The 19,643-nt window shown below is 35.9% G+C and carries 15 protein-coding genes; 5 read left to right on the forward strand and 10 right to left on the reverse strand.

All coding sequences use genetic code 11. From position 1 onward, the window contains the following. Window positions 1-110 precede the first annotated feature (110 nt). Window positions 111-1,073, forward strand: a complete 963-nt coding sequence (locus tag ODE14_RS08165) for a Gfo/Idh/MocA family protein (RefSeq protein WP_263603683.1) — start codon at window positions 111-113, stop codon at window positions 1,071-1,073. Between the two features lie 58 nt (window positions 1,074-1,131). On the opposite strand, the gene ODE14_RS08170 is transcribed toward ODE14_RS08165, so the two are convergent. The 4 genes from ODE14_RS08170 to rpsA all read right to left on the reverse strand — a co-directional run bounded on the left by ODE14_RS08170 (window position 1,132) and on the right by rpsA (window position 7,902). Beyond that, window positions 1,132-2,127, reverse strand: coding sequence for an alpha/beta fold hydrolase (locus tag ODE14_RS08170; RefSeq protein ID WP_263603684.1), 996 nt, complete (start codon window positions 2,125-2,127; stop codon window positions 1,132-1,134). Between the two features lie 70 nt (window positions 2,128-2,197). After that, a complete protein-coding gene (locus ODE14_RS08175) occupies window positions 2,198-3,169 on the reverse strand; it encodes an EamA family transporter (RefSeq protein WP_263603685.1) in 972 nt (323 codons plus the stop codon). A 121-nt stretch (window positions 3,170-3,290) separates the two neighbouring features. Continuing rightward, the gene (locus tag ODE14_RS08180) at window positions 3,291-5,888 is read right to left on the reverse strand and encodes a T9SS-dependent M36 family metallopeptidase (RefSeq protein WP_263603686.1); all 2,598 of its coding nucleotides are present in this window, start codon (window positions 5,886-5,888) and stop codon (window positions 3,291-3,293) included. Window positions 5,889-6,105: 217 nt separating this feature from the next. Further along, entirely contained in the window at window positions 6,106-7,902 is a 1,797-nt protein-coding gene (gene rpsA / locus ODE14_RS08185) for a 30S ribosomal protein S1 (RefSeq protein WP_248392132.1), read from the reverse strand. A gap of 282 nt (window positions 7,903-8,184) precedes the next feature. Between rpsA and ODE14_RS08190 the strand changes: the two genes are divergently transcribed. Beyond that, window positions 8,185-9,462, forward strand: coding sequence for a carcinine hydrolase/isopenicillin-N N-acyltransferase family protein (locus ODE14_RS08190; protein WP_263603687.1), 1,278 nt, complete (start codon window positions 8,185-8,187; stop codon window positions 9,460-9,462). Between the two features lie 60 nt (window positions 9,463-9,522). After that, window positions 9,523-10,830, forward strand: a complete 1,308-nt coding sequence (locus ODE14_RS08195) for a DEAD/DEAH box helicase (RefSeq protein WP_263603688.1) — start codon at window positions 9,523-9,525, stop codon at window positions 10,828-10,830. Between the two features lie 77 nt (window positions 10,831-10,907). Here ODE14_RS08195 and ODE14_RS08200 read toward each other — a convergent pair whose 3' ends face one another. Together ODE14_RS08200 and ODE14_RS08205 are read right to left on the reverse strand one after the other, a co-directional pair. Next, window positions 10,908-13,370: a TonB-dependent receptor plug domain-containing protein gene (locus ODE14_RS08200; RefSeq protein ID WP_263603689.1), complete on the reverse strand. Its 2,463-nt coding sequence runs from the start codon at window positions 13,368-13,370 to the stop codon at window positions 10,908-10,910. A 334-nt stretch (window positions 13,371-13,704) separates the two neighbouring features. Then, on the reverse strand, window positions 13,705-14,598 hold the full coding sequence (locus ODE14_RS08205) for an SMP-30/gluconolactonase/LRE family protein (RefSeq protein ID WP_263603690.1): 894 nt from the start codon (window positions 14,596-14,598) through the stop codon (window positions 13,705-13,707). A 229-nt stretch (window positions 14,599-14,827) separates the two neighbouring features. Here ODE14_RS08205 and ODE14_RS08210 point away from each other — a divergent pair, with 229 nt between their 5' ends. Further along, on the forward strand, window positions 14,828-15,172 hold the full coding sequence (locus tag ODE14_RS08210) for a MerR family transcriptional regulator (RefSeq protein ID WP_029294276.1): 345 nt from the start codon (window positions 14,828-14,830) through the stop codon (window positions 15,170-15,172). A gap of 129 nt (window positions 15,173-15,301) precedes the next feature. Next, window positions 15,302-16,606 carry a helix-hairpin-helix domain-containing protein gene (locus ODE14_RS08215; RefSeq protein ID WP_263603691.1) on the forward strand — a complete coding sequence of 435 codons (1,305 nt, stop codon included), beginning with the start codon at window positions 15,302-15,304 and terminating at the stop codon, window positions 16,604-16,606. Window positions 16,607-16,725: 119 nt separating this feature from the next. Here the strand turns inward: ODE14_RS08215 and rluF are convergent, their stop codons facing one another. The 4 genes from rluF to ODE14_RS08235 form a co-directional block, all read right to left on the reverse strand. Continuing rightward, window positions 16,726-17,448 carry a 23S rRNA pseudouridine(2604) synthase RluF gene (rluF, locus tag ODE14_RS08220; protein WP_263603692.1) on the reverse strand — a complete coding sequence of 241 codons (723 nt, stop codon included), beginning with the start codon at window positions 17,446-17,448 and terminating at the stop codon, window positions 16,726-16,728. Next, complete coding sequence (locus tag ODE14_RS08225) at window positions 17,448-18,020, reverse strand: hypothetical protein (protein ID WP_263603693.1); 573 nt, start codon at window positions 18,018-18,020, stop codon at window positions 17,448-17,450. Before ODE14_RS08225 ends, rluF begins: the two co-directional genes overlap by 1 nt. Beyond that, window positions 18,017-18,715 (reverse strand): tRNA pseudouridine(55) synthase TruB, encoded by a 699-nt coding sequence (gene truB / locus ODE14_RS08230; RefSeq protein WP_263603694.1) that lies wholly within the window; start codon window positions 18,713-18,715, stop codon window positions 18,017-18,019. The genes ODE14_RS08225 and truB overlap by 4 nt, the downstream gene beginning before the upstream one ends. 65 nt (window positions 18,716-18,780) lie before the next feature. Then, complete coding sequence (locus ODE14_RS08235; protein WP_263603695.1) at window positions 18,781-19,599, reverse strand: undecaprenyl-diphosphate phosphatase; 819 nt, start codon at window positions 19,597-19,599, stop codon at window positions 18,781-18,783. Window positions 19,600-19,643: the final 44 nt, after the last annotated feature.

The following is a 19,643-nucleotide window of genomic DNA, read 5'->3' on the forward strand; positions in this document are numbered from 1 at the left end:
GATAATTTTTTTTACAAAAGTAAAAAAACATTCAGTATTTATCAACCTAAAAATGATCATCCGTCTACCGTTCTTTAAAATTCTTATATTTACAAAAATTTAATAAACATATGTTAAAAGCAGGTTTGGTAGGTGCCGGACATTTAGGAAAGATTCATTTAAAACTTCTGAATCAATCGGATAAATATGAATTTGTAGGTTTTCATGATAAAGATATTGAAAATGGAAAAAAGCTGGAAGCGGAATTCGGATATCCTTATTTTGAAAATTTTGCTGAATTGCTGGATAAAATCGATATGCTGGATATCGTGACACCAACCATTTATCATTATGATTATGCTTTACAGGCAATTGAAAAAGGCCTTCATTTTTTTATAGAAAAACCCGTTACCCAAACCCTTGAGCAGGCAGAAGAGCTTTTAAAACAATGCCGGGAAAAAGGAATCAAAGCGCAGGTGGGCCACGTTGAGAGATATAATCCTGCTTTCATTGCAACAAAAGAGTATATTAAAAATCCGATGTTCATTGAAATCCACAGACTTGCGGAATTTAATCCGCGCGGAACGGATGTTTCGGTAGTGCTGGATTTAATGATACACGATCTTGATATCCTGCTAAGCATCGTAAAATCTAAGGTAAAAAACATCCACGCAAGCGGTGTTTGTGTCGTGAGTAAAACTCCGGATATTGCCAATGCCAGAATTGAATTTGAAAATGGCTGCGTCGCTAACCTTACTACTTCCAGGATTTCCATGAAGGCCATGAGAAAAAGCCGCTTTTTCCAGAAAGATGCTTATATTTCCGTAGATTTTCTTGAGAAAAAAGCCGAAGTTATCCGAATGAAAGATGCACCGGAACATCCGACACCTTTTGATATGATTATTGAAAATGCAGAGGGTGAAAAAAATCAGATTTTATTTGAATATCCGGATATTCAGCCGAATAACGCAATTCTTGATGAACTGAATTCTTTTGCGGATTCCATTATTGAAAATAAAAATGTTGAAGTTCCCATTGAAGACGGAACAGAAGCTCTGAAAGTAGCTTTACGGATTATGGAACTCATTTCCTGATTTAAATGAATTTAAATAAAAATCGGCTGTCAATACTTTGCAGCCGATTTTTTTTGCGTTATCTGATAAAACCATAAAGCGCATTCCAGAACTTATCATACACTTCGATATGCGGTAAATGGCCTACATTTTCAAGTTCCACCAATTTCGAACCTTTGATTTCCTGCTGTGTTTTTTTTCCCAACAACTGATATTGCCCCATTTTAGGCTGCAGTTCCTTTGGCGTCCTGTCTTTTCCTATAGCGGTACGATCTCTTGTTCCGATAATCAAAAGTGTTGGAACTTTAATATTCTTAAATTCGTAGCAAACAGGCTGATTGTAAATCATATCCGAGGTTAAAGCAGCATTCCACGCTACTTTGGGGTAATCAGGATGGAGAGTCCAGCCTGCAATTAAGTCCAGCCAGGGCTGATATTCAGGTTTCCATTTATTATCGTAATAAAATGTGAGCTGGTAATTTTTATAAGATTCTGCTGTGTTCTTCAGCTCTGACTGATATGCCTGATCGATGGTCTGATATGCTGCGAATGTTTTATAATCTTCCAGCCCAATCGGATTTTCAAGAATCAATTTTTCCACTCTGTCAGGATAAAGAAGAGTAAATCTTGTGGCTACCATTCCGCCCATGGAATGTCCTAAAACGATAGCCTTATCTATATTAAGATGGTCTAAAACTGCTTTTGTATTTTCGGCAAGCTGCGAAAAAGAGAACTGATAACTTTGTGGTTTAGATGATTTTCCGAATCCGATCTGATCCGGAATAACTACTCTGAAACCTTTATCAGAAAGGTCTTTTGCTGTCTTTTCCCAATAGGCTCCATTAAAGTTTTTGCCATGGAGGAGCATAATAGTCTTTCCATTCGACTCTTTAGGCTGTACATCCATATATGCCATTTTCAGATCGTTATTCTGGGATTTAATATCCAGAAAATATACTTTAAATGGGTACTGATAGTTGGTGAGTTCGGCATCAAGTGGTTTTATCTGCGAAAAAAGAAATTCCGGAACAAGAATCAGTACTACAATAGTTAGAATATTTTTAAGATATTTCATAGTGGTTTATTTACAATTACTTAAAACTTCTGAGAGAACAGTTCATTTTGATTCATGAATTGTTCAAACACTATACCACAGCAGGTTCTTTTTTAGACGGGAGATTCATCAGAACAATCGCAAAAAGAATCAATGCAATTCCGAGCCATTGGACAGCCGCCACTTTTTCGCCCAACAATACGAAAGCCATTGTTACTGAAACCGGCAGCTCCAGAGATGAAACAATACTTCCTAAACCCAACCCTGCATTAGGAAAACCTATATTAAATAAAATCGGTGGAATAATTGTACCGAATAATGCCAGAATAAAACCGTATTTCCATAAAATTGAATACCTGAAAGCGTGAATATGGTCTGTATTTTCTGTAAAATTGAGATAGAAAGTCTTTAAACTGTCAATATGCAACGGACCAACTTGAGCAAATATCAAAAACAAAAAGATCACCAAAGAACCTCCCGCAAGCATAATGATGCTTTTCCTGAAAACCGGAAGGTGTGTTGCCAGTTTGTTTGAAGTAAACATGGTAAGGGTGTATGAGGCTGCTGCCATTAATCCCCAAAAAACACCTTTGAAATCAATTTCAATTTGTGTGTTGACCAGGTCTGTAGCCAACACTGTTCCTGCCAAAACGATGACTACCGATATAATTTTCCGTATCTGTGGCAGTTTTTTGGTTGTGAAACTTTCAACAATAACACTGAACCACACCGACTGCATCAGCAAAACAATCGCAACTGAAACATTAATATACTGAACGGCAATATAATAAAACAGACTTGTACAACCTAAAGATGTACCCGCCAACAGTAAGTTTCGTACTTCTCCGGAACTGGGTGACGAAAGTACTTTTTTTGAAGTAATGGTCTGGATAAAATTCAATATCAATAGCCCGATTAAACCTAATACGAACTGTGATGTCGTAACTTCTGAAGTTGTATAACCATCCTGATAAGCAAGTTTTACAAAGGTTGCAAGCATTCCGTAGATGCTTGCTCCGATTCCTACAAACAAAACTCCTTTCAATACATTTTTCTTCTGCATGATTCATTTTTAAAAGCCCGCAAAGTTACGGCTTATAAATGGAATAATTCGATATGATGCGTATAGATAAATTCTCGGGCGCAAGCTACGCTTGCGCCCGAGAATTTTATTGTTATCTGACTTATTTTTTCACTATTAGTTTTGATGTTTTATCAATACCCATTCCTTTTACTTTTACCAGATAAGTTCCGTTTGTCAGCTTATCGGTAGAAATTGATTTTTTCATATCAGGAGAAATTTTATTTTCAGATAAAATCAGTTTTCCGGACATATCATAAATCTCGACATTTACTTTACCTAAAACGTTGTCTGGAAAATCAATGAAAAACTCATTTTTAGCGGGATTAGGATAAACCGTAATTGTATTATTGGAAGTATTAACCTCACCTGTTGCCAAAATACAGTCTGCCGGCGTGGTAAAATCTTCTATCTGATCATTAATATTTGTTTTGGATCCTGCTGATGCATTAACTCCAAGCCCTCTTTTCGCAAAAGCCCGCCAGATCATACATCGGTCCGCGCCTTGTGTAGTAGCAAGTTCGGCATTAAGAATTGCATTTCTTCCATCTATAAATGTAGGGTTACAAACCTGAAGTTTCAAAGCGTCTGTTACCAGCTGAAGTATTCTTGAGCTTCCGTTGGTTGTATTAGCAGTAACATCCGATGAATAGCCATATTTTGCTACATATTGCCAGTGAAGATCCCAAAGCACTGAAGCCCATACAAATCCTATTGAATGTACATCCGGAACTATCTGTCCGCTTGAATTTGTATATTCCATACCATTCGTATCACCATAAGTATAATCATTAATTGCGAAATCCGGTGAATATTTTGCCTGTCTGATTCCTCCTCCTGATATAGGCTGTCCTATGGCATAAGTACCGATCCCTCTCGCTACCGATGCATTGTCGCCCGGTTTATTGGTTAGCATTAATGCAAAAAAATCCGACCAGCCTTCACCCATTTGTTCTTTGCTTACAGTAGAACTTAAACAGCCGGAACCTGTCCCCGTTAATCTGTTTGAAATACCGTGTCCATATTCATGAACGACAATTCCATTATCAAAACTTCCATCAGGAGTTATACTGAGTGCAGGATCATTTTTTAAAGTTACATTAACAACGGTATTAACAGAAAGCTGATCTTTAATGTACTCTCCTTCAGTATTCGAGATTAAAACAGAAGGAATTGTTATTGAAGCATCCGTACCAGACATGTTTCCAACCGTATTACCATTAGCTAAACTGTTATAAATAATGACAGCAGACGCTCCGGCATTCTGGGCATTCTTTACCTTTTCAGTAAAACTGCAGGTTCCCCTTTCTATCAAGCCTATTTTTCCGGTAAGTGAACCTGCGGGTATCGCTGTACAACCATCCAGCACGGAGGACAATTGAACGTTACCGGTAACTCCTACAGCATCCAAAGCATTTCCAAATGCCGCGGTTCCGGCTATAGGCTGTCGGTTTACAGCAGTACCCGGAGCATTATAGAAAAAGATCCTGTTTACAGTGGACCAAAGAAACATCTGCATTCTTGGCCTGCTTCCATCAGCCGGACTTGAAAAGTTTGCATTATTTGTACCGCCTCCATCCTGAGCTTCAGCCTGAACATAATCGTTTCCTACACCTCCTAATCCGAAATTCGTATTTTGAAAATTCCTTGCTGAAGGAGTAAATCCAAACGTGTAGAAAATATCATGGATTCTATTATTCAGATAAAATAAATTGGTAATAGAAGCACTTTGATTCGTAAAAGGATCATCATTAATACCAAAATAATAATTAAAATTTCTGGCTGCACCAGCATCCGGGGAAAATCCGGCAACATTTGCTGCGGCATTGTCTTCATAGGCATACACATTATTTCCTCTTGTTATAGTGTACCGGGTATTACCATCGTAATGCCATCCTTCCGGAGAAGCTGACAAAATCCAGGGATTGCTCACAATAGTTCTGGAGCCGAAAGTAGGAGCTTCAATGGGTAAAGGAAAAATAGTATAACTTGCGTTATCCGGAGCCAAGAGCGAGAAACTATTGTCAGAATGTTCGAATACCGGACCTATTAAATCTCTTTGAGAATTGACTGCACCATGAGAATATGCATCATGATGGAAATTGCACGACAGATTAAGATCTGTTTTGCTGATTATATTTCCATTATTAGCATCAATAAGAATATCCCAATAATGTAAGGCATCAGGTTCCGGGAAAGAAAAATGATAGGCTAACGTTAAAATCCCGCTGTCATAAACATAAGTTAGTCTTTGCTTTACCATTTTCCCATTTTCAGGTTCGGGATCTTTAAATTCTAATATTGAATAAGATTGTATTTCCGGTAGTTGAAGATATTCAGAAATTTTTTGTAGTGCTGTAGCTTTTGTTATTGCAGAATTACCTGATATTGCTAAGCTGTAATCTTTCAGGAAAGTATCTGAATAATAAATAATTTTACGGTCTCTGATGAGCGCCGTTCCTTCAGCATTATAAACAGGATATCCATTATACATCTGCTGAAATTTCACAATTTCACCATTCATCGATTTTGAGTTATCAATATTGTCAATGACGAAGTTGATAAGATCAGATTTTTTGTATTCTCTGATTTTATTTTTAGAAATATAATCTCTTATTAATGCCTTATTATCCTGGCCAAAAAAAAGTAAGGGTAAAAATGCATAAAAAGCAACCAGTAATTGTAATTTATATTTTTCCATAACTTCAAATAAAGAGGCCAAAATAAATATAAAATACAATAAAAACAAAAATAAATTAAATATAATTATAAAAATAGGCAAAAATATTAAAATTTACTAAACTACAATATTTTATAAATTACACTTATTTATTTAATTAAATTAAAATTATTCATAAAACGATATTAAAATAAAAAAGCCACTCAAAAGAGTGGCCTATTTCAAAAATATGTGAAGATTATTTACCTTCTTCCATTTTTCTTTTTAATTCTGCTAATGCATCGATATCTCCAAGAGTTGATCTTTCTTCATTGTTTGAAGATGAAGTGTTGTTAGATCTGTTGTTAGAAGCTTCTCTTGCATTCTTTTTCTCTTCATCTCTGAAGATACCTGTGTGAGAAACTACTACTCTTTTGAATTCTTTGTTAAATTCGATTACTTTGAAATCAGCTTCTTCTCCTTTCTTGATTTTAGATCCGTCTTCCTTCTCTAATAATCTTGACGGGCAGAAAGCCTCAACTTCAGCATCTTCGAACTGTACAGAAGCTCCTTTATCATGAACTTCTACTGCTTTACCAGCGTGGATTGTTCCTTCAGCATACTTTGTTTCAAACGCATCCCAAGGATTTTCTGTCAATTGCTTGTGACCTAGAGATAATCTTCTAGCCTGGATATCAAGTTCTAAAACTACAACATCCAGTTTATCACCAACTGCACAGAATTCAGATGGGTGCTTGATTTTCTTAGTCCAAGAAAGATCAGAGATGTAGATTAATCCGTCGATACCTTCTTCTAATTCTACGAATACACCGAAGTTAGTGAAGTTTCTTACTGTTCCTACATGCTTAGATCCTACAGGATATTTAGCTTCGATATTTTCCCATGGATCTTTGCTTAATTGCTTGATACCAAGAGAAATTTTTCTTTCTTCTCTGTCTAAAGTTAATACTTCTGCTTCTACCTCATCACCTACTTTCACGAAGTCACCTGCAGATCTTAAGTGAGTAGACCAAGACATTTCAGAAACGTGGATTAATCCTTCTACACCTGGAGCGATTTCTACAAATGCACCATAGTCAGCAAGAACCACTACTTTTCCTTTTACTCTATCTCCAACTTTAAGGTCAGCAGAAAGAGCATCCCAAGGATGAGCTTCTAATTGCTTCATACCTAACTGGATTCTTGTTTTCTCATCATCGAAGTCAAGGATAACCACTTTCACAGTCTGTCCGTCTTCAAGGATTTCAGACGGGTGGTTCACTCTAGACCAAGAAAGGTCTGTAATGTGGATCAATCCGTCTACACCACCTAAGTCGATGAATACACCGTAAGAAGTAATATTCTTAACAGTACCTTCAAGAACCTGACCTTTTTCAAGCTGAGCGATGATTTCTTTTTTCTGACCTTCGATATCTGCTTCGATCAATGCTTTGTGAGATACTACAACGTTTTTGAACTCAGGGTTGATTTTCACAACTTTGAACTCCATAGTTTTACCTACGAACTGATCGTAATCTTTGATTGGCTTAACATCAATTTGAGAACCAGGTAAGAATGCTTCGATTCCGTGTACGTCTACGATCATACCTCCTTTCGTTCTTGATTTTACAAAACCGTTTACGATTTCACCTGTTTCGTGAAGTTCGTTTACTTTATCCCAAGCTTTAAGCGTTCTTGCTTTTCTGTGAGATAACTGTAACTGACCAGTTTTGTCTTCTCTTCTGTCTACCATTACTTCTACCTCGTCTCCTACTTTAAGGCCTTGGTTGTAACGGAATTCGTTGAGAGAAATAACACCTTCAGATTTGAAGTTGATGTCTACGATAGCCTCTTTGTCAGTTAATCTAACTACTTTACCAACCAATACGTCATTATCGTCCAGGTTGTTTAAAGATCCGTTGTAGATTTCCTCAAGATCGCTTTTCTCTTTTCTAGCATCAGCATCAAGACCGGACTCGAAAGAATCCCAGTCAAATTGTTCAGGTGCTACGTTTTGATTTAATAATAATTCTGCTGAATTTGTCTCTTTTGACATAATTCTAATAAAATTTGTATTCCTTCTCTTTCAACGGTTTGATAAATGTGAATTGAAAAATACGGAAGTAATTAATTTATAGTTATTTACTTTTCAAACCTTTTCGCCACAAAAGTGGTGCAAAGGTACGAGTTTTATTTTATAATAACAAGCAGATTTTCTTTCTGTTATGATTAAAAAAGTTATACTTAAAAAACAAGCGTGATTTATATTAAATTTTATTTAAGCATTTAACAACATTTATTTACAACAATCAAACAACCAATATAAAAACTATATATTATGAATAAAACTATTTTTTTAATGATGATGAGTATCCTTATATACGGCTCAGGTACGGCAAAAGCATGCACTATTTTTTCCTGTTCCAGAGGCGGAGAAGTATATGCAGCAGCTAATGAAGATGATACTACACCTTTTAACAGAATATGGTATAACCCGGCTACCAAAGACCGCTATGCTTCTGTTTGTTTCGGAGCACCGGATATGCAAATTGCTTCAGCAATGAATGAACATGGGCTGTTTTTTGATTATGCAGCAGCCAATTATGATTTAAATAAGCTCAACCTGACAAACCCTTATAAAGGCGATATCATGTGGGAGGTTTTAGGAAAATGTAAAAATGTAAAAGAGGCCATCGTAATCTTAAAAAAATATGATTACATCTCCCAGTCTCAGGTCTTATTAGCTGATAAGGAAGGAAACTCCGTACTGATCAATCCAAAAGGTATTATTGAAAAAAAAGGAGACTTTCAGATCAATTCAAACTGTAATATGATCAATGGAAAACTAGCATGCAGAAGGCCTGAAATCGCCAATGAAATGCTCTCGGAATCTACGCAAAATAACATTAATTTTCTAAAAACCATTCTGGATAAAACCCATCAGGAAGGAGAACTGAACACTTTATATTCTACGATATGCGATCTAAAAAGAGGCATTATCTACGTATATCTTTTCCATGATTACAATACAGTATATAAAATTGATTTAAAAGCTGAGCTGAAAAAAGGATACAGAATAGAAAATCTGGCAGATCACTTTCCTGCTTCCTTTGCTTATGAAAGTTTCTCAAAAAATCACGCCCTATACCTTAAAGAATCTATTTTCCAGGAAATGAAGGATAAAGGCATGGAGCCTACCATTGATCGTTATATTGGGGAAAGCAGAACATCTCCTTCAAAAAATAAAAATTTAGATCCTGCCTTACTGGAAGTCGCCTTACAACTTATAAAATATTCATGGAATGAGCACAATAACGGCAGCATGTGGGATTATTGGTTCAGCAAGCCTCTTGGATATGAAATTAAACAATATAAAGATTCCAAAATTGATGCAGCACAAAGGATTTTAACGTATTTATCTGCTCAGAACAATCCAGATATCAAACTGCAAAACTTTATATATGAAATCTTGGGATTCATTAATCTTGTGCAGGGAAATAATAATTTAGCCAGAGATTTATATGAAAAAGCAATACATAATCCCGAACAGACTTACAATGTTACTCTTGTTCGGGGGAAAGAGATTCTTAAACGGATGAATAATCTAAAACAATAAACAAAATCCCGTCTCTCAAACTCCTTCATTACCGCCATGTAAATTCACTACCTTTGCACCATGGAATTACAATCGATCTACCAAAAACTACAGATTCAGGAGATGAATCAGATGCAGAAATCTACATATAAAGCTACGGAAAATAATCAGGACGTTGTTTTGCTCTCTCCTACCGGATCGGGGAAAACATTGGCTTTTTTATTTCCCGTTCTCCGAAATCTCAGCAAAAATGCATCAGGAATTCAGACTTTGATTTTGGTTCCGGCAAGAGAACTGGCCTTACAGATCGAACAGGTTTTCAAATCAATGGGAACAGATTTTAAAGTTTCGGTTTGTTATGGCGGTCATGATAAAAAAATTGAAGTCAACAACCTTATTGAAGCTCCGGCAGTGTTGATAGGAACTCCAGGAAGAGTAGTTTACCATATAAGAAATAACAATTTTGATCCGAAAACCATTCAGGTTCTGGTTCTGGATGAATTTGACAAAGCGCTGGAATTGGGATTCCATGATGATATGGAATTTATCTGTAATTCGTTAAAAGGTCTATCGCAAAGAATATTAACGTCTGCAACGGCAATGGACGATATTCCTGCATTCACCGGACTTAAAGACGAAAAGATCATCAACTTTTTAAAATTAAATGAGATAAAACCCGATATTCAATTAAAAAAAGTAATGACCACATCGGAAGAAAAGCTGGACACTTTATTTAATTTAATATGTAAGATAGGAAATAAGAGAACCCTGATTTTCTGTAATCACCGCGATGCTGTTGATAGAATTTCCGAGCTTTTGCATCAAAAAGGAATTGACAGGGAAACATTCCACGGAGGCATGGAACAGGATGAAAGAGAACGGGCACTTTTAAAGTTCAGAAATGATTCGGCAAGAATTTTAATTACGACAGATCTGGCGGCAAGAGGGTTAGACGTCCCAGAAGTTGAATCCATTGTACATTATCAGTTACCTCCGAAAGAAGATGCTTTTATCCACCGAAACGGTCGTACTGCAAGGATGAACGCGAAAGGTTTTGCTTATCTGATCATGACAGAAGAAGAAAATTTTCCTTTTATTAAAAATGATACCCCAGAAGAGAATGTTAGTGGTTTTGACAAAGTTCCTGAAAAAACACCCTTTCAGACTATTTACATCAGTGCCGGAAAAAAAGATAAAGTAAACAAAGTGGACATTGTGGGATATCTTCTGAAAAAAGGCGAACTTCAAAAAGAAGATGTAGGCGTAATCGAAGTAAAAGATACAACTTCTTATGTTGCGGTTTCAAGAAATAAAGTGAATTCTGTTTTACGAAAGCTGGCCAACGAAAAGCTGAAAGGCAAAAAAGTGAAAATGGAAGTGGCTTATTAATTTATAAAAAAAGTTGCTTTCTCCTGAAAGCAACTTGAAACCAACATTCTATTAAATATGTATTATAAGATACCTATTTAAAATTTTATATTATATCCCAGCATAAACTGTGTTCCAAATATGCTGAAATGCTGCGCATCATAACTTGACTGCTGATACCTTCCGTTAAAAGTGACGGCATTATAAATTTCGTCATACGAGGTACCGGAAGGGAGGTTCATCAACTCCCATTTAGGAATAACATTAAAGATATTCATGACGCTCAGATTGATGGTATTTTTATCATTAATATTATAGTTGATTGCTAGATCTGAGGTTACTCTGGGACTAAATTCCAGATATGATTGCGAAGCTGCAGAAGGGTCATTCCAGGCAAGGCTGGCTCCCGGCATTCCGCTATTCGCATAGACAGCTTTTCCAAACAGCGTATTGTTGAGTGAAAAATTCCATTTTTTAATGGCATAATCTATTCCAAATACTGCTTTTAAAGAAGGTCTTGATGTAGTTGCAAGCGCTTCTTCCGTTCTATTGAAAGGAGCTACAAGGTTTAATCCATCCAACTTGCTTGAATTCTTTGTAATTTCAGAGTGATTAATATTCATTGCCAGGTTGAGAGCCATCTTTCCTGTAGCTATATTAATATTTCTGTAATTTGCAACAAGGTCAACACCTAAAGTATTGGTATCTACTCCATTAATAAAGAAGCTTGCTGCCGTAACGTTGGAAATTCCAATTGCTGATAACGGGCTTAAAATAGTTGCCTGGTCACTCATTCTGGAGCTCAATAAAATTCTGTCATAAAGCTTAATCAGATAACCGTCTATGGTAATTGAGAAATTTTTATTGGGCTGAATACCAAGTCCAAAAGTGAAGTTTAGGGATTTTTCGGCATCAAGACTAGGAATTCCTACCGCTTTGGCCTCTTTTCCGATATTATTAAAAAGCCCTTCCGATACAATGGTTCCGTTTGAAAAAACATTCTGAATAGTTGACAGATAAACCTGTTGAAGGGACGGAGCCTTAAATCCTGTAGACGCAGAAGCTCTTGCTATCAATTTTTTTCCTATAATATTCTGTTTAGCACTTACCTTCCATACCAATGCACTTCCAAAATCACTGTAATTTTCAAAGCGTGCTGTAGCATTAAGCGAAGTAGCATCCGAAATATCAAATGCAGCATCTGCATATACACCAACATTATATCGTGAAAATATTCCAGCATCATCCTGAGAAATCCCCGGAAAAGATATGGCTCCCGTCTGATAATAGGAAGCGTAATCACCGGCGTAGATTTCATACTCTTCTCTTCTTGCTTCCGTACCAAAAGCCAATGCCACACTTTCTGAAAACCTTTTGGTAACATCTATATTACCCACAATATTATTGAATCTAAAACCACCGGGCTTAAAATTAATAGGACTGGATGCTCCTAAAGAGGAGTTAAAAGTATTTCCAACCGTATATAAAATTTTATTGCCCCCAAAGGTAGCGCTCATATCTATATTCCAGTCATTTTCAGTTTTATTTTTATATCCGAGCGTAGCTCCATAATCCGTGAGATCACCAATAAAAGTCGGAGTAAATCCATCCGGTGAATTAATCACATTATTAGGATTCACCCAATAAGGAGTTCTGTGATTAGCAAAGCTATTCACCTTTTTTACTGCGAGTGAAGCATTTGCATAAAGACTCGAATGTTCAGACAAGATTACGGATGAGTTTACAAGAAAACTTATATTGCTTTTTTTAGGGTAAGCATTCTTATTTTGCGCATCTGGATATTTTGCGAGGTATGCATTTACCACATTTTGATCAGCCCCGAAAGTTTGTGCCTCCCAATAAGGATTTACATTTCCGTTTCTGTAGGCATAATCATTATTTTGAATATTTGACGAAAAAGTGACAAATCCTCCGTTTTTAAATGTTGTTCCGGTAATGATATTAAAGTTTTGAGAAAATCCGTCGCCTTTGGAAAACATTCCGAAGTTCGCGTTGGCCTCAGTAAAATCTATTTTATCCTTTAAGATAATATTGATAACACCTGCAATTGCATCAGAGCCATATTGTGCAGAAGCTCCATCGCGAAGAATCTCTATCTTTTTTATAGCAATACTGGGAATAGCGGAAAGATCTGTTCCCGTTTCACCTTTTCCAATTGTATTTTGAGTAAAAATTAAAGAAGACTGATTTTTTCTTTTTCCGTTTATAAGAACAAGTGTTCTGGAAGACCCCATGTTTCTTATTTCAAAAGGATCAAGCAATGAAGTAGCATCCTGCACTGCAGCACTTGTAGAATTAAAGGAAGGGATTCTATACTGTAGGGTCTGCCCTAACTGAGTATATCCGGACGACTTAATAATAGATGCATCAATATTATCAATCGGAAGGGGCGTAGTTACACTTGATCTTGGAGCAGCTCTCGTGCCGACCATAACAAGCTCATCAATTTTAGTGGTTGCCACCGAGTCTTTCTCCTGTGCTTTTAATAAGCTTACGGAGCATATCAAAAATGCAACCGCAACATAATTTTTTTTCATCATTCAGTTTTTTTTAGTCAATTTTAAGTAATATATTGAATAATATTTAAATTTATGCATATTAAATTATCAATTATACAATACGAAATTTTAATAAATTATTTAAAACTTAAAGAAAAATTTATTTTTTTTCCAATAATTCTATTTTAGTAAAATTATTATCACCATTTAATGATATATGATTAATCTTTTTTTTAATATGTAGCGCATATAAATTTTATCAATAAATATATTTTTTTTTACATTGCTCTTTTGGGTGTTAAAAATATTCAATAAAAAAACCTTGTCATTCCGACAAGGTTGGTAATTTATTAAATGTATTAGCCAAAAATGATATCTATCTTACACCCGTTACTTTTGTAGGAAGAATGTATACTGATTTGGAAGCCGTTATAAATAATACATTATTATCCTTACCTCCGAATGTCACATTTCCTGTCCAGTCCTCATCAATAGGAATATGGTAAATCTTTTTTCCTTCATGATTGAAAACATGTACCCCATTTCCGGTAAGATAAAGGTTTCCGTGCTTATCGATCGTCATACCATCGGAGCCCATCTCACAGAAAAGTTTCTTTTCAGATAATTTTCCTTCACCCAGCATATCATAAACATATGTTTTTCCGGCATCAATATCTGATACATACAATTTTTTGAATTTTTCACTGCCAACAATTCCATTCGGCTGCGTAAAGGTTTCAATTTTTGTTACGGCACCATCTTTATTCCTGTAATACAAACTTTTATGAGGTGTTTCCTTCTTAAAACCGATCCAGTAATCTCTTTCATATAAAGGATCCGTAAAGTATATTCCACCGAATTTATCATTCCATACATCATTAGGACCATTCAGTCTTTTGCCTTCTACATTTGTCAGCAAGACTTCAATTTTCTTGTCTTTTGAAATTTTCCAGATCTCTCCTTTATTATCCGAGCAGGTGATGAGATTATCATCTTTGTCGAAATGAGTACCATTGGCTCTTCCAGTATTATTTAGAAACTCAACAATCTGGTTGGTTTTCCAGTCCCAGTAATAAATCTTATCGTTGGGCTGATCGGTAAAATAAACATTTCCTTCTTTATCCGAAGAAGGTCCTTCTGTAAAAGTAAACTGATCCGAAATTTTTTTCGGCTGTACGTCTTCATAAAACATAGTATTGGTATTTACTGATTTGCAGTTGAGTACTACTAAAACCAAACCAATAGGGGCAAACCGCAGAATATTTTTCATACAACATTAATTTTAATGGCACAATTTACGATTTGTACAATCAGATTCAAAGTTATTTTCTCATTTGCAGACATTAATAACGGATCCATTGCAGTTATTTAGTTTTTTACTGGAATGAAATAAAAAACGCTGACTAAGAATGATTTTTACCCCGTGATCCAACTTTTCCGGAAGTGTTTTGCTGATGAGATTTAAAAAATTTTTATCTTTGAAAATTAGGATTCTAAAAATGAAGATAAATTTACCAGATAAGCTGTATTATTCCATAGGAGAAGTTGCGAAAGCATTTGATGTAAACACTTCATTAATAAGATACTGGGAACAGGAATTCCCTATCATTAAGCCTAAAAAGAACAAAAAGGGCAACCGTTATTTCACTCCCGAAGACATTAAAAATCTGCAGATCATCTATCATCTGGTTAAAGAAAAAGGTTACACGCTCGACGGCGCCAAAATTGCCCTTACCACCAACAGCAAAATCTCGGAAACAATTACATTAATCGACAGGCTTGAATTTGTAAAAGCTGAACTGTTGAAACTTAAAGATTCTTTGGTGGAAAAAGATTCGGAATAAGTAAAATTTGAAGTTGATTTTCTTTTTATCAGGATATTTTTCAATCATTTTCCTGAATTTATATTCTGAAATCATCCAATTGCAATCCGCTCATTGTTAATAACTGACAGAATTGTTAAGTTTGCGGCGATGAAAAAAAATTATTACCAACAGCTTGCATTCATGGGAATGCTGCTGATTATTTTGTTTGGATTTCAAAAATATAGGAGCAAAGAAAAGGAAAACTTCTCCGATGTGCATTTTATCGTCAATAATACAACTGCTCTACATTTGGCAGAATTTGATCCGAATGATCTTGATGAAAAGCAATGGCAACATTTAGGGTTCACTAAAAAGCAGACGGCAACCATTTTTAATTATAAAAAAATAGTAGGCGGAAAATTTCTTTCTAAAGAGCAATTTAAAAAATGCTTTGCGGTCTCGGAAGAAAAATTTTCAGAACTGGAACCGTACATATTATTGCCTGAAAACAACAGGGAAGCAAACATGAACGGTTTTGCTCATTTTAAAAAGAAATCAATAACGGTTTCACAAAAATTTAATCCCGATTTTTATGCTGTAGCTGACTGGATAAAGCTTGGATTTTCAGAGCGGCAGGCGGAAGCTATTGTTAAATATAAAAACTATCTGGGCGGAAGTTTTGTAAGCAAAGAAAAATTCAAAGAGTGTTTTATTATTAGCGAAGAAAATTATCAAAAGTTATCATTTTATCTTATTCTTCCTGAAAAAACACCTGCCGGATTTAATTATTACAAGAATAATTCAATTTCCGGAAAAACTAAAATTCAATACCGTCTTTTCGATCCGAATCTATTAGACACCGACGGCTGGAAATCGCTGGGCTTTTCTGATAAGCAGTCACATATTATTGTCAATTACCGTGAACGGAATTTAAAGGGAAGCTTTAAAAACCTGGAAGATATTCAGAAATGTTTTGTAATATCCACTGAGAAATTTGAGGAACTGAAGCCGTTTATCAGATTAAATCAAGAATCCATTGCAGCCCGGCACAACACTGTACCGTCTGAAATTAAACAGCAGGAAAAAACAGACTTTTCTAAAGTTGATCTGAATTCGATTACTTTCAGACAGCTTTTAGAATTTGGATTCGATGAAAAAGCAGCCGGTTCTATGATTGGTTTCAGGAAAAAACTGGGTGGATTTATGAATAAGGAGCAGATATTAACAACGTATAACATCGATATACCATTAATGGAGAAACTTCTTTCCACAGCTCAGCTTAACACATCGAATGTTATAAAATATACCTTGACCGAAGCGCCGGAAGAATGGCTTAAAAGCCATCCCTATTTTAAATATTCCGCAGATAAAATTATTTTCTACAGGCTTACCGAAAAAGATGAAAAGAAATTGTGGAAACTTTTAAAGATCAAACCGGAATATGAGGCTAAAATGAAGCTTTATCTTAAATGAGTTAAAAACTACTAAGTTAAATTATGGAAATATATACAGAGCGTCAGGCTTTAGTCCCGATGTTTCAATAGGGACAAAATAAAGGCTTAGCTAAAACTTAAAATAGCTAACCTTACAATTTAATCAAAAGTTTTACTGGAACCTTCAACCAGTTTTTGAAGTGATGATAATTCCTCTTCTGTCAGATCTCTCCATTTTCCAATAGGCAGATCCAGTTTAATATTCAAAACACGTATCCTTTTGAGTTTTTTCACTTCATACCCGAGGTATTCGCACATCCTTCGGATCTGGCGGTTTAGTCCCTGTGTAAGAACAATCCGGAAGTTCATTTCATCAATTTTTTCAACCTCACATTTTTTGGTTACCGTGTCTAAAATCGGTACACCATTTCTCATTTTTTCGAGAAATTTCGGCGTAATCGGCTTATCGACCCGTACGATATATTCTTTCCCGTGGTTGTTTCTTGACCGCAATATTTTATTGACAATATCACCGTCACTCGTCAGAAGAATCAGGCCTTCACTTGGTTTATCAAGCCTTCCGATGGGAAAAATTCTTTTCGGGTGGCTGATGTAATCGATGATATTATTTTTCTCTCTTTTGGTATCTGTCGTACAAACGATTCCTACAGGCTTATTAAATGCAATATAAACATGGTCTTCCTGTGGCTCACGGATCGGCTTTCCATCTACTTCAATCACGTCTTCATCGGAAACTTTGGTTCCCATCTCCGGAACTTTTCCGTTGATCTTGATTCTCCCTTCTTCCAGAAGCTTATCTGCCGCTCTTCTGGAGCAGTATCCAACTTCCGATAAATATTTATTAATGCGTGTTTTTTCCATTAATCTTCTCCGTATCCTGTATAATTTTTATTACTGAAAATCGTCACTCCATAGCTTATCCCAACAAAAAAAGGATTCGAATTCCCTAATTTGTGTGCCTCCAGGAAAATACCTCCTTCCTGGCTGATTCTTTTTGAATAAGAGACTTGCAGCCCCAATCTTCCACCCCAAAATTCAGCATCGGAAACTGCCGAATGATTCAATTGCTTTCCATAATTCAGTTCAATATAAAATGGCCTGTCGCCGGGATCAAAAATAAATTTCGGCTGTACCATCAGATAAATCAGATGATAGTTATCCTGAATAAAACTATATCTGAACCCTGTACCTAAAGCAAAGTTAGGAAGAAAATTATAACCGCCTATCGCCGTAATGCCATACATGATTTTCTGTGGCGGCTGTGAAGTGATATATTGCGTATTGTTGGGAATTTCTTTCTCTTTATTTAATTTAAAACCAAGATGCAGGGAGGGGTTAAAATAAAATCCCATCGTTTGTTTTGCAGCTTTGGTTTCCTGAGAAAAAGCTTTTAAAAAAGAAAGTAAGGCAAATGCTATTATTAATTTTTTCATGACAGATTAAATCTAAAATCATTTTCCAGAAAATCAGAAGTTGCATCCTCAATCTTGTAATCGCCGATTTTGGTTCTTCTCAACTGTGTAAGATATGCTCCAACTCCCAGTTCCTGCCCGATGTCATGTGCAAGGCTTCTGATGTAAGTACCTTTTGAACAGCCTACGGTAAAACTCACCAGCGGAAGGTCAATTTTAATTTCATTGATATAAAAAATAGTTGTTTTCCGGGATTTCATTTCAACTTCCTCACCTGCTCTAGCCAGGTCATATGCTCTTTTCCCTTCAATTTTTATAGCGGAAAAAACCGGCGGAATCTGGTCTATTTCACCCACAAATTTTTCTAATGCGCTATGAATATGTTCTTCCGTAATATGCGAAATATCCTGGTGAAGAATTTCCGGCTTTTCGGTATCGTAGGATTCGGTCTGAACACCTATCTTAATTTCCGTCCAGTATTCTTTCGGTGCGTCCTGGATTTCAGGAATTTTTTTCGTGAATTTTCCACAACATACAATCAGAAGTCCGGTCGCTCTCGGATCTAATGTTCCTGCGTGGCCGATCTTAAATTTTTTTGGGAGGTTAAACTCTCTTTTGAGCTTGTATTTCATTTTATTGACCGCCTGAAAAGACGTCCAATCCAAAGGCTTGTCCAATAAAAATAGATGTCCTGACTGTAAGTCTTCAGCTGTCATGTCGATGGATAATAAGTAATGGGTAATGAGTAATGGGTAATGAGTAATGTTTGATTTATTCTAGCCTATTGAAAAAAATAAAAATAAATCAGCAAAGCTATTCCAACAAAAATACGATACCAGCCCCAAGGTTTAAAACCATATTTATTTAAAACTCCGATGAATGCTTTAATGGCAATCAATGCAACAATAAAAGCAACAATGTTTCCTATAATAAAAATAACTATATGATCCTGTGAAGACATAATCATCTCGTATCCTTTCTGTGGATTTGCCGTTTCTTTGCCCCATGTTTTTACAAAAACAGAATATACTGTAACAGCCAGCATCGTTGGAACGGCAAGGAAAAATGAAAATTCTGCCGCTGCTTTTCTCGTTAGACCCTGCGTCATCCCGCCGATGATAGACGCAGCACTCCGGCTGGTTCCCGGCATCATCGCGAGACATTGCCAAAAGCCAATAGTAACCGCTTTTTTTATGGTAATTCCTTTTTCATCATCAATTCTTGGATTCTTAAACCATTTATCCGCAAATAAAAGAACTACCCCTCCTAATACTAATACCGACGAAATAGCGATCTGATTTCCCAAAACCGCTTCTATTTTATCATCAAAAAGGTATCCTAATACAAGAGCAGGAATCACTGCAAAAGCGAGTTTAAAATAAAACTGTAAATTTTTCAGATCAAAAAATTTTTTCCAGTAAGCAACAACTACAGAAAGTATGGCTCCAAACTGAATAGAAACCTGGAACATTTTTAAAAATTCATCTTCCGGCATTCCCATTAAACTGGCCGTAAATCCCATGTGCGCCGTAGAAGAAATTGGGAGATATTCTGTTAATCCTTCAATGATTGCAATAATTATTGCTTTGATTAAATCCATATTTTTTTTGTATTTATCAAAAAAAACTTTGTCAAAGTCCTGAA

The sequence above is a fragment of the Chryseobacterium sp. PET-29 genome (assembly GCF_025736815.1).
In the GTDB taxonomy this organism is placed as follows: domain Bacteria; phylum Bacteroidota; class Bacteroidia; order Flavobacteriales; family Weeksellaceae; genus Chryseobacterium; species Chryseobacterium nepalense.

Coding starts and splice junctions, on each gene's coding strand:
- ODE14_RS08205 (WP_263603690.1), bottom strand. CDS start 14,598: ATGAAAAATATTCTGCGGTTTGCCCCTATTGGTTTGGTTTTAGTAGTA.
- ODE14_RS08170 (WP_263603684.1), bottom strand. CDS start 2,127: ATGAAATATCTTAAAAATATTCTAACTATTGTAGTACTGATTCTTGTT.
- ODE14_RS08225 (WP_263603693.1), bottom strand. CDS start 18,020: ATGAAAAAATTAATAATAGCATTTGCCTTACTTTCTTTTTTAAAAGCT.
- ODE14_RS08235 (WP_263603695.1), bottom strand. CDS start 19,599: ATGGATTTAATCAAAGCAATAATTATTGCAATCATTGAAGGATTAACA.
- rpsA (WP_248392132.1), bottom strand. CDS start 7,902: ATGTCAAAAGAGACAAATTCAGCAGAATTATTATTAAATCAAAACGTA.
- ODE14_RS08195 (WP_263603688.1), top strand. CDS start 9,523: ATGGAATTACAATCGATCTACCAAAAACTACAGATTCAGGAGATGAAT.
- ODE14_RS08215 (WP_263603691.1), top strand. CDS start 15,302: ATGAAAAAAAATTATTACCAACAGCTTGCATTCATGGGAATGCTGCTG.
- rluF (WP_263603692.1), bottom strand. CDS start 17,448: ATGGAAAAAACACGCATTAATAAATATTTATCGGAAGTTGGATACTGC.
- ODE14_RS08210 (WP_029294276.1), top strand. CDS start 14,828: ATGAAGATAAATTTACCAGATAAGCTGTATTATTCCATAGGAGAAGTT.
- ODE14_RS08200 (WP_263603689.1), bottom strand. CDS start 13,370: ATGATGAAAAAAAATTATGTTGCGGTTGCATTTTTGATATGCTCCGTA.
- ODE14_RS08190 (WP_263603687.1), top strand. CDS start 8,185: ATGAATAAAACTATTTTTTTAATGATGATGAGTATCCTTATATACGGC.
- truB (WP_263603694.1), bottom strand. CDS start 18,715: ATGACAGCTGAAGACTTACAGTCAGGACATCTATTTTTATTGGACAAG.
- ODE14_RS08180 (WP_263603686.1), bottom strand. CDS start 5,888: ATGGAAAAATATAAATTACAATTACTGGTTGCTTTTTATGCATTTTTA.
- ODE14_RS08165 (WP_263603683.1), top strand. CDS start 111: ATGTTAAAAGCAGGTTTGGTAGGTGCCGGACATTTAGGAAAGATTCAT.
- ODE14_RS08175 (WP_263603685.1), bottom strand. CDS start 3,169: ATGCAGAAGAAAAATGTATTGAAAGGAGTTTTGTTTGTAGGAATCGGA.